Source organism: Sorangium sp. So ce1014, from assembly GCF_051521505.1.
GTDB lineage: Bacteria > Myxococcota_A > Polyangia > Polyangiales > Polyangiaceae > Sorangium.
Genome location: NZ_CP150356.1, coordinates 12,184,724 through 12,198,647, shown reverse-complemented (window position 1 = coordinate 12,198,647; position 13,924 = coordinate 12,184,724). Strand labels below are relative to the sequence as shown.

The 13,924-nt window shown below is 71.5% G+C and carries 6 protein-coding genes; 3 read left to right on the top strand and 3 right to left on the bottom strand.

The genetic code is table 11. The annotated features are described in order from the left end of the window. Window positions 1–67: 67 nt before the first annotated feature. Window positions 68–3,622 carry a PHP domain-containing protein gene (locus WME75_RS45955; protein WP_437484748.1) on the bottom strand — a complete coding sequence of 1,185 codons (3,555 nt, stop codon included), beginning with the start codon at window positions 3,620–3,622 and terminating at the stop codon, window positions 68–70. 8 nt (window positions 3,623–3,630) lie between these two features. Next, window positions 3,631–5,160, bottom strand: coding sequence for a porin (locus tag WME75_RS45950; protein ID WP_437484746.1), 1,530 nt, complete (start codon window positions 5,158–5,160; stop codon window positions 3,631–3,633). 908 nt (window positions 5,161–6,068) lie between these two features. On the opposite strand from WME75_RS45950, the gene WME75_RS45945 reads away from it, so the two are divergent. Further along, on the top strand, window positions 6,069–7,190 hold the full coding sequence (locus WME75_RS45945) for a hypothetical protein (protein ID WP_437484744.1): 1,122 nt from the start codon (window positions 6,069–6,071) through the stop codon (window positions 7,188–7,190). A 197-nt stretch (window positions 7,191–7,387) separates the two neighbouring features. On the opposite strand, the gene fumC is transcribed toward WME75_RS45945, so the two are convergent. Continuing rightward, window positions 7,388–8,809, bottom strand: a complete 1,422-nt coding sequence (fumC, locus tag WME75_RS45940) for a class II fumarate hydratase (protein WP_437484743.1) — start codon at window positions 8,807–8,809, stop codon at window positions 7,388–7,390. 192 nt (window positions 8,810–9,001) lie between these two features. Between fumC and WME75_RS45935 the strand changes: the two genes are divergently transcribed. Together WME75_RS45935 and WME75_RS45930 are read left to right on the top strand one after the other, a co-directional pair. Then, window positions 9,002–9,994 (top strand): fatty acid desaturase family protein, encoded by a 993-nt coding sequence (locus WME75_RS45935; protein ID WP_437484741.1) that lies wholly within the window; start codon window positions 9,002–9,004, stop codon window positions 9,992–9,994. A 211-nt stretch (window positions 9,995–10,205) separates the two neighbouring features. Then, on the top strand, window positions 10,206–13,922 hold the full coding sequence (locus WME75_RS45930; RefSeq protein ID WP_437484739.1) for an RHS repeat-associated core domain-containing protein: 3,717 nt from the start codon (window positions 10,206–10,208) through the stop codon (window positions 13,920–13,922). The last annotated feature ends 2 nt before the right edge of the window (window positions 13,923–13,924 follow it).

Below are 13,924 nucleotides of genomic sequence, written 5' to 3'. Positions count from 1 at the left end.
GGCGCGCTCCGCCATCCATCGCCGCCGCCCCGGAGGTCGGCGCGGCCGCGCGCCCACCCGCCGGGCGCTACCGCGACGCCTGCTTGTCCTCGCAGCGCCCCAGCACGAAGATCCCGCACACCGCCTCGTCCTGAAGGCACTCCTGCCCTTGCGGGCACTGCGACGGGTCGATCACCGCCGGGTCGCACGGCCTCGCGCAGAACGGAGGCGGGCCGCGCGGGGCGTCGTAAACGCCGTTGCCGTCGCGGTCCAGGAAGATGGGGTTCGTCACCGCATAGGGCGCCACCGGGTACCAGTCGGGGACCGGCGGAGAGGCCGTGAAGAACCGGGAGAGCGCCTCGACCTGCGTGAACGCAAGGCTCGCGACCCGCGGCAGCTGGAGCTCGCCGAACGACACAGGCAACGCGACCGGCGTGAGGAGGTTCTCGTCGCGCAGCCCCATCGCCACCACCACGACCCAGCCGTCCGACGGCGGCGCCGGCAGCTCGATCCGCCCGTCGACGTCCACGATCGCCGAGGGGCCCGCGTCCGGCTCGAGCACCCGGACCAGCCGGCCGCTCACGTACACCTCGACGCGATCCACGCCGAACCAGCTCGCCGTCTCGATTCGCAGGTCGAGCGGCACCGTGTCGCCCTGCACCGGCGCCACGCCGCCGAACGTCACGCCGCCGACGCCCGCGCGCACGAACGGACCGTACGTCGCGAACGCGCTGCCCGCGCGCAGCGACCCGGTGACCTCGCCGAGCTCGATCGCCGCAGGCTGGTCGGTCGGCGAGCGGAAGTAGGTGCGCGGGAAGCCCGGCTCCGGCGAGGCGCCGTGGCTGTCGCTGCTCGCGATCTGCGTCGGGGAGAAGCCGTGATCGAGGTAGCGGAACAGGTCGTCGACCTGGCCCGCATGGAAGGTGCACGGCCGATCCGCGTTCTCCTCCGGGACCGCTCCCCCCTCGCCGACAAGACAGAGCGCCTCGCCCTCGGCCGCGGTCCTGTCGAACCCCCAGATCGCCTCCTGCTCCTCGGGCGTCCTCGTCAGGATCCGCCTTGTGACCGCCCAGGCGAGCGTTGAGCGGGCGCGCTGCTGGCACACAGCGTACCGCTCGCCAGGCCGGCACGCCGGCAGGCCGGAAGGGAGCTCGCTGCACGCCGCGCCGAGCGACGCCTCGTCCTCCGCGGCGTCGATCCGGGACAGGCAGCGGTTGAAATCGACCACCTCCTGCACCGTGGGGGTCCGGAGCAGATCGAACCGCTTCGCGTTGAAGACCTCCATCGCGTCGAAATCACAGCTGCCCGCCTGGAACAGCGGGTTGCTCGCCTCGAGCGTGGGGATCGTCCGGTCCAGCGTGAACGGGTCGACGCCGAGCTGGTCGATGTACCCGATGAACCCGTCGCGCGGGTGAGCGACGATCATGAGCGCGTCCTCCCCGTCCGCCGCCGTGCCGCGGATGCCGTCCATCACGTCCCCGCCCGCGCGGCAGACCCAGTCGAAGACGCCGTGATCCGGCACCGAGAGCTCGTCGTAACCGAGCGGGAAGCCGATGAAATGCCCGAGCTCGAGCGTCGAGACCTCGGCGCCGATCGCCGTCTTCAAGAACGGCTCGAGCCCCAGCTGCTTCACCGCAGGCTCGAGATCGGTGTGCACGTCGTGATCGGTCGCCACCGCGATCTCCAGCCCCTCGACGACCGCGGAGGTCACCCGCTCCTCGAGCGGCATGCCGCTGTCGAAGCTCGGGCGCTGGTGCAGGTGCATGTCGATCGACATCCAGCCCGTCGTGTCGACCTCGCGCGGCACGACCGCCTCGATCCGGCGCATCTCCCCGGCGCGCACCTCGAGGTCCGGGACCTCGAACCGGCCGAACTCGGGCCCGCGCGTGACGAGGACACGGTAGCGGCCAGGCTCGAGCTCGACCGAGCCGTCGCCCGTCGCCGAGCGCTCGATCTGCCGGACGCCGCTGCCGAGGCGGCCGTGGCCGAGGTAGACCCGCCGCAGGCCGTCGCCCTCGCGCGGCTGCCCCGCGGCGTCGAGCGCGACGAACGTCAGCTTGGCGGGGGCGAGCCGGCCGCCCTCGTCGATGACCCGGTACGCGAGGCGCGCAGGGCTCGGCAGGTCCGCCGCGACCGAGACCGCGGCCCCGGCGCCGAGCGCGACGCGGATCGGCGCGGACAGCGCCGTGCCCCCCGGGCTCTCCGCGACGAGCAGGTAGCCGCCGGGCACGAGCCGCGCGTGGAAATCGCCGTCCTCCACCGGATCGAGCCCGAGGTCGGCGTCGATGGAGAGGAGGAGCCCCACGTCGCCCGAGCGCGCGAGGTTCGCCTCGACCACCTCGTCGACGCTCGCGAAGCGCGCGCCCGGATCGGGGTCGCGGAAGACGTGGACGCGCGCGTTCGGCACGGGCTCGCCGGTCGACCGCCACCGGACCACGCCCTCGAGCGCGCCGGTCTCCGTGCCGCGGGCGGCGTGGACCACCTCGGCGACGCTCGCGATGTCGCCCTCGCCCACGGCGAAGTAGCGCTCGTAGGTGAACGACCGCTTGCTGTCGCACGCCTCGTCGTCGTCGCCCGCGGCGAGGCAGCTCTTGCCGGCGCTCAGGAAGGCGGTGGCCGCGCTCGTGAAGACCGGGACGTTGACCGTGGAGGGCGGGTCGCCCGGGCTCGCCTTCGTGAAGTAGCCGTAGCTGACGTCGCCGCCCGCCGCGGCCACGAAGTCGAAGCTGAGCGGCCGCTGGAACGTGTCGCGGCCGGAGAAGAGGGCGTCGAACACCGCCTTCTCCTCGTCGAACCCGATGCCGGGGCCGAAGATGTCGTTCTGGTTGCCGAAGAAGACGAAATCGCCGGCGACGATGCCGCCCTTCCGCTCGGGGCCCTTGGTGCGGTCGTCGCCGAGGATGCCCCGGAAGATGTCCGAGGGCCCGGTGTAGTTGTCGAGCGAGAGCGGCTCGCCGCAGGCGCACGCGGGGCAGCCGTCGTCGCCCGCCGCGAGGCCGTGCTCGCACTCGAGCGCGCAGGAGCCGACGCTCGGGCACCCCACCGCCCTGTCTGGCAGCAGGAGCGTCGTGCGGATCGTGACGAACCGCTCGCCCGGGCGAAGGATGTAGTCGGTGCGGAAGCGCAGGTCCGGCTTGAGGCCGTCGAACAGGAGGCCGAGGATGTCCTCCTGGGTCCTCAGCACGCCGAGCGCGTGGAAGAGGAACCCGCCGTCGCCCTCGACCCGGAGGATCGCCTCCTGCCCGTCGGAGCCGTCGCGCGCCACGAAGACCTCGGTGGCGCCCGGATCCGGCACGAGCAGGTTGGCGACAGGGAACGCCTCGGCGAAGCGATCGCGCCCCGACGCGCTCGCGAAGCGCGGGTCGGGGCGGCGCAGGTCGGCGTCGACAAGCGAGCCGCCGTAGACGCCCGGCCCCGGCGAGTGGCGCGGCCCCAGGATCGCGACCCGGATCTGGTCGTTTTCCAGAAGGAAATCGCCGACATCGGCCATCGCCACAGGGCCGCCGACCAGCTCGAACCGGTTCTCGATCGGCTTGGCGCGCAGCAGGTTCGGCTCGTCGCAGCCGGCCAGGCCGGCCAGGGCAACGAGGCCGACGGCGCCGAGCGGCGCGAGCAAGGCGGGGGCGGAGCGGCGGGTTCGCATGGTGGCCGCTAGAGGTTGAGCTGGAGCTGCAGCGCCACGGCGTCGTTGTCGAGCGCGACGCCGTGGATCTCCTGCCGGTGGGTGAAGTCGGCCTGCGCCTTGAGCACGTTGTCGATGAAGTGGTAGCTCGCGCCGGCGGTGAGGGCCCAGCTGTCGGTCTCGTCGGAGAGATCGAGGTTGGGATCGAGCCACTCGAACCGCGCGCTCACGCCGAGCTTGATGCGCCTCACGAAGTAGCCCACCTCGCCGACGAGGCCGAGCGACGTGATCGGGCCGAGCTGGCCGAGCGGCTGCGTCGGGGCGCGCTCGGGGTCGCTCTGGTTCCAGAGGAGCTCGGCGAGCGCGTGCGCGCCCGCGGCGTGGACCAGGACGTCGGCGCCGATGCCGTGGATGTCGCGCGTCCCGCCGTCGCTGAAGAAGTAGCTCGCGCCCGCGCCGAGGCGGGGGCGCGAGACGGCGAGGTCCTGCGTCGAGCGCGGCAGGGGGCCGAGCGGCTCGGTGGCGAGCCGCGCGACGTAGGCGATGTGGTCGAAGCGGTTGCCGAAGCTCCCGGCGTTCTCGAGGTAGCCGGTGAAGAACTGATCCGAGCGCTGGAAGCCGTTGAACATGCCGGCGAAGTAGCTGAACGTCCTGTCCCGGAAGTGCCCCTCGACGTGGAGGCCGACCTGGCGGAAGGGCGCCATGGCGCGCACGGCGAAGGGCCGCTCGATGAGCGCGCCCTCGCCGGCGCCCGTCATCGCCGAGCGGCTGAACGGCACGTCGTGCGCGCCGAAATAGAGGTGCGCGAACGGGAAGTGGGCGTAGCCGATCCACGCCTCGGAGAGCCGCGGAGCGGCGCCTTCGCCCGCGGCGAGCTCGCCCGCGACAGCGAACGGCACGTACCCGGCGAGCGTCCCCGCGAAGCCGACCCGGGCGCGCCGCACGCGGAAGCCCTGCCCCTCGGCGACGTCGCCCGCCTGCAGGAAGGCGTGCTCGCCGACGTACGGCACGGCCTGCGCCTGCACGAGCACGAGGGGCGAGAGCAAGAGCCGGCCGAGGCTGAGCTGGAAGGGCGGGCCGGCCGCCGCGCCCCGAGCCGGGGATGCGGCGTCCGACCCGGCGGGCGCCGGCGCGGCCGCGGCGGCGGGCGGCAGCGTGGCGCCGGCGTGAGGGAGCGCGGCGCCGGAGGACGGCAGCGCGGCGCCGGGGGGCGCGGCGCCGGGCGGCGACGCTGCGGGCGGTGACGTCGCGGCCGGCGGCGCGGCCGCGGCGGGCGGCGTGGCGGCGCTGGCGGGCGCGCCTGGAGCGGCGGCAGCAGGGTTCGTCGCCGGGTCCTCCGGGACCGTCGGCGCCGCGGGCGGGAGCAGCGGGAGCGGGTCGGCGGCGGGAGGCTGGACCGGCAGCGGCTGGGCGGGTTGCGCGCCGGCCGGCGCACACAAGAGCGCCGCCGCCAGGAGCGCAGCGGCGGCCGCGCCGCGCTCTGCCGCGCCCCCCGCGCGGCAGAGCGCCCTGGCGCACAGAGCATCCGCGCCGCGACGACTCAATGAGCAAGGTGTCATCGGCATCCGTGGCGGCCGGCGGCGATGGTGGGAATCGCTGCGAGAGCAGCAGCGGCGCCGCTGGCAGGCGCAGCCCGTGTATCCAGGTATCGACGGGGAGTCAACGCGCCGCCTCGCGCCGGGCGTGTTGCCCTTTCCGGCGTCTCGGGATCCGCGGACACTCGTCGTTGCCGATACCCGCGGCGATCGACGTCGATCGCCGCCCGTTCCCGATGGCGGGCTCGCCCCGCCGCCGCGCTGGAGGCCGGCGTGCCCGGCGTTCTGGCCGGCGAGGGTCGAGGGCCCAGCCGAGGAGGACCAGGAGGCGGGCCCGACGCTCGTGCTGGGCTCGCTCCGCGTCACGTTCGCGCCGGTGGTGCTGCCGGAGTCTCCGGCGATCGAGAGCGAGCGCGGCGCTCAGGCGATCCTGCCCGGGGCCGTGGCGCGACTGCCGTGGTCCATTCCCTGCTCGGGCGCCGCATCGAAGAGAGTTCAGCCTGGAGGCTCTCGACGGCTCCCCCGCGCCGCGCGGCGAACAGGGTCTCCTCGAGGGTCGTGAGCTCGGCGCCCAGCTCCACGCGCCAGGGGTCCGGGAGAGACTTCAACGCAAAGGCGCAATACAGTGAGACAATGACAATGGGTCTAATCGGCGAAAGGACCAGATTAGCCGTTGACATCGGCGATTGCTGGGAGGGATCAAAGCAGAACCGGCACATAAAGGTCTGGCTAGGCGGGCAGACATAACCAGCGTCGACGACGTGGTGTACTTGCCAACTTTCTACAACAATCTGAGGAAGGACATCGAGAAGCTAAAAAGCTATTCAGGTTTCCTGGCCCCTGAAGGAGCGGCTCGGGGATTAGCCACGTCGGGCTTGACGTTCCCCGAGTATTTGAATCTCCTGTCCCGGCGCCTCGGGCGCAGCTCTCCCATGCACCATCGCTCTGCCATCCTGCTTGTCATCCCGCTCCTGGCCACCGCGTGCGGCTCGGCGTGCCAACCGACACCGTCGCCGGTCATCGCGCAACCGCCGAAGCCGGCCGACACGATCGAGGCTGCACCGGCCGGCGCCCCCTCGCCGGACACACCCGAGTCGTCGGCGGCCGAGGGAGCCGACGCAGGGCACGGCGCGGCCGCTGCGGCGCCGGAGCCGGAGCCGGGGGCCGTGTTGCTCTCCACCGAGGGCGACGTCGACGGCGTGCCCGGCGACGAGCAGATCACGCTGCGCGCCGGGGGAGTGCTGTCGGCCGGCGCCGCGTCGATCCATGTCGAGATCGAGCCGAGCTCCGAGGTGTACTGGAAGCAGCAGGCCCGGCTCGCGATCGTCGATCTGGGCGCCACGCGACGGGGCGTCTTGTTCGCCGCGCCCACGGCCGACATCGAGGATCCGCCGGATCGCTACCGCGTCTACGTGCTGCACACAGGTTCGCTCGTGCCCGTGCTCGATGAGGTGATCGGCGCGTATGGCATCAACCAGCTGCAGTTCCCCGGCGACGGGACCGCCCGCTACATCGAGGACGGGTGGACTGCGTGCGACCGCGTCGCGGGGGCGAAGAAGGTCGCGAGGGAGCAGGTCACGTTTCGGCTCGACGCCGCCGGAACCAAGATGACCGAGAGCGGCCGCAAGCCGACGCGCCATGTGCAGGTATGCGACGAGCTCGCGGCGTGCCCCTACGTCGACGTGCGCGACGCCGGCAGGTCACACAGGATCGGCGAGATCCTCCGTGACGTGCGCGGCGCGCGCGCGGCGACGGTGCAGTCGCTCGATCTCGGGGAGCACGGCGCCGGGCCGATCACGATCCGGATCTCCGAGGAGAAGGCCGAGGTGACGTTCCTCGACGAGGTGTTCGTCGAGGCAGGCGGCGCGCGGATCCATCCCCGCGGCTGCGGCATCACGCCGGGCCCCGCGTACTGCGCCGCGGACGGGCGTCCTCACGTCCTGCGCCAGGGCGAAACGCTCGATCTGGTGTTCGACGCGGGAGGACGCGTCGTGTTGTTCGCCCGCGGCTACTACGTCCCGACGCCCACGGCGGCAACACGCCTGGTGCGCTGAGCGACCGGATGGAACCGGGGTAGCGCGAGCTCAGCCGGTGGGCCGGGCTCTCCAGAGGGGCCGCTGATGCCGCCACGGCCGTTCCGCTGCCAACGGATTGCGTCGAAGGCGGGGGCTCTACAACCTGGGTCGGGTCTCCCAACCTGGGTCGGGTCTCCGGGCTGCGAGCGCCCTCTCCGGGGCCGGGCAGCCCGGCGCTACCCCTTCTTCGCCCCAGCCGCGCCCGCCCCCGCCGAGGGCCCGATCATCCTCTCCGGCCGCACGATGGCGTCGAACGCCTCCCCGTCCAGGAGCCCGAGCGCGAGCGCCGCCTCGCGGAGGGTGCTCCCTTCCGCGTGCGCCTTCTTGGCGATCTTCGCGGCGTTGTCGTAGCCCACGTGCGGGTTCAGCGCGGTCACGAGCATCAGGCTCTCGCGGACGTTGCGCGCGATCCGCTCGCGGTTCGGCTCGATGCCGCGCGCGCAGTGCTCGTCGAACGACGCGCAGCCGTCGGCGAGCAGCCGGATCGACTGCAGCACGTTGTGGATGATGAGCGGCTTGTACACGTTGAGCTCGAAGTTGCCGCTCGCCCCGCCGACGCCGACCGCGACGTCGTTGCCGAGCACCTGCGCGCACAGCATCGTCATCGCCTCGGCCTGGGTGGGGTTCACCTTGCCCGGCATGATCGAGCTGCCCGGCTCGTTCTCGGGGATCGTGATCTCGCCGATCCCGCAGCGCGGCCCGCTCGCGAGCCAGCGGACGTCGTTCGCGATCTTGTTCAGGCTGCAGGCGAGCGTCTTCAGGGCGCCGTGCGCCGCGACGAGGGCGTCGTGCGACGCGAGCGCCTGGAACTTGTTCGGCGCGGTGACGAAGGGCGCCCCGGTGAGCTCGGCGATCTTGGCCGCCGCCCGCGCCGGGAACTCCGGGTGGGCGTTGAGCCCCGTCCCGACCGCCGTGCCCCCGAGCGCGAGCTCGTGGAGCGGCGGGAGCGCCCGCTCGATCGCGGCGATGCCGGCGTCGAGCTGCGCCACGTAGCCGGAGAACTCCTGTCCGAGCGTGAGCGGGGTCGCGTCCTGCAGGTGCGTGCGGCCGATCTTGACGATCTCGGCGAACGCCGCGCTCTTCCGGGCCAGGGTGTCGCGGAGCCGCCGGACCTCCGGGAGCAGGCGGCGCTCGATCTGGAGCGCGGCGACGACGTGCATGGCCGTCGGGAACACGTCGTTCGAGCTCTGCGACCGGTTCACGTCGTCGTTCGGGTGGACGGGCGACTTCGAGCCCATCACGCCGCCGCCCAGCTCGATCGCGCGGTTCCCGATGACCTCGTTCACGTTCATGTTGGTCTGGGTGCCGCTCCCCGTCTGCCAGACGACGAGCGGGAAATGGTCGTCGAGCTTCCCCTCGATCACCTCGTCGGCCGCCGCGGCGATGAGCCCGCACCTGTCGGCCGGCAGGAGCCCGAGGTCGCGGTTGACGAGCGCGGCCGCCTTCTTGACCGTCGCGAGCGCCGCGATCATCTCCCGCGGGAAGCGCTCGCCGCCGATCCGGAAGTTCTCGAGCGAGCGCTGCGTCTGCGCCCCCCAGTAGCGGTCGGCTTGCACCTCGATCGGCCCGAAGCTGTCCTTTTCGATGCGAGTCGCCATCGCCGCGTCTTAGCGGCAGTGGACGCGCCCCTCAAGCGGGGCGCGAAGCCCGGTCGGCGGCGCCCTCGTGCCCCTGCGTAAGAGCCTTCGCGCCCCGGGGTAAAAAGCGGGCGTGCTCTTGTTTCCTCGCCCTTTTTTTGCGAAGTTCCGGGCCGCGTACGCGCGAGAAACACGGAGATCAGCATGGCCGGCATGGATACGGTACCGCGGGAGCTGCTGCAGGCTGCCTACAAGCGCAACCCGATTTACCTGCTCAAGATACCGCTTCATTTCGGCATCTGGGCCGCGCTGACGTGGGTGCTGTACGCGACGCAGCGCCACGCGCTCGCCATCCCGATCGGGATCGCGTGCTCGTTCGTGATCGCCAACCTCGTCCGTGGCCTCGGCGCGGTCGCGCACGACGCCGTCCACGGCAGCTGCTCGCGCTCGAAGCCCGTCTCGTACCTCATCGCCCTGCTCTGCTGGGCGCCGACCGGGATGAGCGTGACGCTCTACACGAACTACCACCTTCATCATCACAAGATCGCGAACACGTACCCTGACGTCGACAACTTCGTCGTCACGGACTACACGCGGAACCCCGTCCTCGCGAAGCTCCTGCTCCTCGCGGTCTACACGTTCGCCTACCCGCTCTACTTCCTCGGCTGCATGGCGCGGTACGTGAAGCGGCTGTCGTCGCTCCAGCGCGTCAGGATGAACCTGGAGCTCCTCGGCTTCTACGGCCTCATGGCCTTCTTCTTCTGGGTCATGCCGTGGCAGGTGTTCTTCTTCTTCTACGTCCTGCCGTTCGTCTTCGGCGCGGTCCTCGCCAGCGCGACCTCGATGATCGAGCACTACGAGATGCTGCCGGGGGAGGACGCGTACAGCTCTCGCACCTACGGGACCCGGGCGCACGTCACGAATTTCCTCTGGAACAACGTCACGTACCACAACGAGCACCACAAGTTCCCGGGGATCCCGTTCTACAACCTGCGCAGCTTCCACGTGGCGGCGTATCCCCACTACGATGAGCGGGTGAAGTCCGCCTGCCACCCGTCGATCGTCGGCATCGCCTTCGCGCTGTACGGCCGCATCCTGAGGCTCGATATCGCGAAGCTCGACGAGCGGTACCGCGACATCAACAAGGAAGCCGAGCGGCAGAAGATGATGGCGCTGAACGGCATCCAGCCGGGCGTCACCGCCTGAGCCTCGCGCTCGGGCCCTCGCGCCCGAGCGATCCGGAGCCGATCGCTGTTCGAGTGGCGAAGCGAGCGTCGCCTTGGCACTCGCCGCGCGGGCACAAGTTCTGCGACAGTGTAAATGGTGTCATAGGTAGCGCGATAGACCTTGCGACTGCCCCGCGGGTCGATGTGCTTTCCTGTGCGGCTGTGGCGGGAAGATGCGCCTTTCAGGTGCTGTGTCCCCCCTGTTACGCTCGATCCCCCATGAGCGCGACGTCGGCCTCGGCTTCGGCTGGGTGCACTCGTTCGCGTGGGCCGTCGAGGTGCGGCGTCGGACCACCGTGCTGTGGACCGACACGGGGGCTGAGCTCTCGTTCGACGCCATCGCCGAAGGGGACGCGGGCCTCGGCCCCGACGGCTGGGTCCTGACCCGCGACGCCAGCGGGTTCGTCCTCGACGACGCCGCCGGCACGTTCTACCTGTTCTCCGAGCACGCCGGCTCGATCTACCGCCTCTCCGCCGTGCGCGACGCCCATGGCAACACGACGTGGCTCGCCTACCGCGACGGACGCATCGAGTCGATCGCCGACGCCGCCGGCCGCGTCGTGCGCGTGCGGCGCACGCCCGACGGCCGCATCGCCGCGCTCGAGATCAAGAATGCGCCCGAGCAAGGGAGGTGGGTGACCCTGCGGAGCTACACCTATGACGAGCGCGGCGACCTCGTCGCCGATACGGACGCAGAGGGCTGCGTCACCCGCTACACCTACGAAGATCACCGGCTGACCTCGCGCACGGATCCAGAGGATCTCACCTTCCATTTCCGGTACGACGAGCGCGGCCGCTGCGTCGAGACCTGGGGAGCTCACCCCGATCCGGGGCGCCTCGGCCTCGCCGAAGGCGTGCCCGATACGCTCGCCGATGGCACGAAGGCCCGGGGGATCTACCACTGCAAGCTCCTCTATGGCGACGACGGGTACTCGGAGGTGGCGGACTCGATCACCGTGCACCGCTACTTCGCCAACGAGTTCGGCAAGCTCGACAAGGCCGTGTCCGGCGGGGCCGTCTACGGCCGCACCTACGACGAGAACGGCAATCTCCGCTCGTTCACCGACCCGCTGGGCCGCACCACGGCCTGGGTCCGCGACGCCCGCGGCCGTACGCTCCGCGTGAGCGATCCGCTGGGCCGCACCACCGTCATCGAGCGCGAGCCGGACGGCCATATCCGTCGCGTCACCGACCCGGCCGGCGGCGTCACGGAGGTGACGCGCACCGCGGGCGTCCTCTATTGGACCGATCCGATCGGCGCGACCTTCGAGGTCCGCATCGAGGCGCGCGGGCTCATCACGGAGACCGTCGCGCCGAACGGCGCGCGCACGCGCTTCGTCCACGATGGCCACGGCAACGTGGTCCAGAAGGTCGACGGGATCGGCGCCGTCACCGGGTACGTCTACGATACCTGGGGACGCTGCCTGTCGGTGCGCGACGCGCTCGGGCACGTCACGTCGTACGCCTACAACGATCGGGGCGATCGCATCGCCGTGCGCCACCCGGACGGGGGCGTGACCCGCTATGCCCACGACCGCAACGGGGACGTCGTGCGCGTCGACCACCCGGACGGCACATCGACGCGCTTCGATCGCGGAGGCCTGCACAAGGTCTGCGCGATCCGCCGCCCGAACGGCGAGGTGAACCGGCTCGGCTACGATCGCGAGGGCCGTCTCGTGCGGGCCGAGAACGCGCGGGGGGACGTGTACCTCATGCGCTACGACACAGCGGGCCGCATGGTGTACGAGCGGACGTTCGCTGGGCTGGAGAAGTACTATCGGCACGACATGGCCGGGCAGCTCCTCCACGAGAAGACCGGCGCGGGCGAGCTCACGGAGTTCACCTATGACGCGGCCGGACAGCTGGTCCAGCGCACCCTGCCGGACGGCGCCACGGAATCGTTCGAGTACGACCATTGCGGCCACCTCATCGCCGCCGTCACGCCCGCCGGGGAGCTCACGTTCACGCGCAACGCCGTGGGCTGGGTCGTGGAGGAGCGGCAGATCGCGTCGGGGGACGCGTTCTTCGTGCGGCGCACGTACGATCTCATGGGCAACGTCGCCCAGCGGACGACGTCGCTCGGCCACTCGGTCGCCTTCGCGCGGGACGCCTGCGGCCGGGCCACGCAGGTCGTGCTGGACGGGCGTGTCACGGTCGGCGTCGCGCACGACGCGCTCGGGCGCGAGATCGCCCGCGCGCTGCCGGATGGCGGGCGCATCCAGGTCGTCTACGACGCGCTCGGCCGCATGGCTCAGCGCTGGGTGGGCCACCCCGGGCAAGCCAGCGCGGGCGCCGGCCGGCCCGAGTGGGTCGGCCCTCGCCCGCCGGGGACGACGGTGTACCAGGCGTTCCGCTACGGGCCGTGCTCGGAGCTCGCCGAGTCGTGGGACGACGCGCTCGGCCGGAGGCTGTTCGAGCACGACGCCGCGGGGCAGATCCTGGGTGTCCGCGACGAGCGGGGCCGGGGGCAGCGCTTTGCTTACGACGCCGCGGGCAATCTCCACGAGCCGGACGGCGAGCAGCGCGCTTACGGCGCCGGGAACCGCCTGGTGCAGAAGGGCGGCACCACGTATGCGTGGGACGAGTCGGGCAGGCTCACGAGCGCGCGAGACGCGGAGGGCCGGCTGACGCGGTACACGTGGAACGCCCTCGGGCTGCTCGCCGCGGTCGAGAGGCCCGACGGGAAGGTGATCGAGCTCAGCTACGATCCGTTCGCGCGGCGCATCGGGAAACGCACGTTCGAGCGAGCGCCCGACGGGCGGCGGCGCGAGCTGTCGAGCGTGCGCTTCGTATGGGACGGCGGCGTGCTCGTCCACGAGATCAAGCGCGTGGCGCAGGCGTCGGGCGATCCCGTCGTGGAGGAGCGCACGTACTGCTTCGAGGAGGCCCGGTACGCCCCGTGGGCCCACCGCGACGCACGCATGGCGGGCGGGCGGCGCGAGGAGAGCCCGTGGTTCCATTACCTGAACGACGACGTGGGCGCCCCGGAGCGCCTGGTCGGCCCGGCGGGCGAGGTGGTGTGCGAGCTCGACCGATCCGCGTTCGGCGCGAAAGTGAAGGAGGGCGGGCGGACCACGACGCCGCTCCGCTTCCCGGGCCAGTACGAGGACGAGGAGACGAGGCTCGTCTACAACCGCTACCGCTACTTCGACCCGGCGCTCGGCCGGTACCTGAGCGCGGACCCGGCGGGGCTCGACGGCGGGTTCAACGGCTTCGACTACGCAGGCAATGCGCCGACGCGCTTCGTCGACCCGAGCGGGCTGATGCCGTTCTCGACCGTCCGGAACGCGGCCGGGAACAACCCTGGAGGCAAGGATTTCACCGATCCGAAGAACCGCCGCGGGGTGCCGGCCGATATCGAGGGCAAGAGCCAGGGAGAGCGCGGCGGGGCAGGGGCAGAGGCCCAGCGCGAGCGGTTCGGCAAGGACGACGCGATCACCGAGGCCGTCAAGAACGCGCAGAAGGCGCGCGAGCCGCAGAAAACCCCGACGGGGGACACAACGTGCTCGGAAGTGGACGCGCTGCACAAGCTGGCGCGCCAGATCCGCGCCGAAGGAAACGCCCAGCGAACGGCGAAGGGGAAGCCTGACATGACCAACGAGGAGGTGCGCGCCGAGCTTCAGAAGCGCTTCAGGAACGGCGCGACGATCGAGACTACGAACAAGACCGGCGAGGGCATGGCGCCCTGCCCCATGTGCGCGCAGATCTTCCGCGAGCTCGGCCTCCACCCGGCGAACATCGGAGAGGACGCGAAGGGCGGCGTGGTCGGCCCGAATGAAGAGAAGGAGACCAAGGTGAACAAGATGGGGCGGTGGGATGGGAACATCACGCAGAGCAGCCAGGATAGACACTCTCGACAACGGAACATCCGGACGACGCGCTCCACAACCCCCCCGTTCACCACCTGACG